The following is a 247-nucleotide window of genomic DNA, read 5'->3' on the forward strand; positions in this document are numbered from 1 at the left end:
TTGCCTTTGTCGCGAAAATATTCGGCGATACGCGTGCAGTACATCGCCGCGCGCAGACGCATCAGCGGCGCATCGTCCGCCGGCGACGCCACGACCACGGAACGCTTGAGCCCTTCTTCACCGAGAATGTGCTCGATGAATTCTTTAACTTCTCGACCCCGCTCACCGATCAGCCCGACGACGATAATGTCGGCTTCGGTGAAGCGCGTCATCATGCCCAGCAACACCGATTTACCGACACCGGTAC

General features: G+C 58.7%; 1 pseudogene. It reads right to left on the reverse strand.

Features of this window, described 5'->3' with window-relative positions:
• Window positions 1-247 (reverse strand): annotated as a pseudogene (locus tag SB772_RS44275) (flagellum-specific ATP synthase FliI); the annotation flags it as partial.

Source organism: Paraburkholderia sp. SIMBA_030, from assembly GCF_046535245.1.
Classification (GTDB): Bacteria; Pseudomonadota; Gammaproteobacteria; order Burkholderiales; family Burkholderiaceae; genus Paraburkholderia.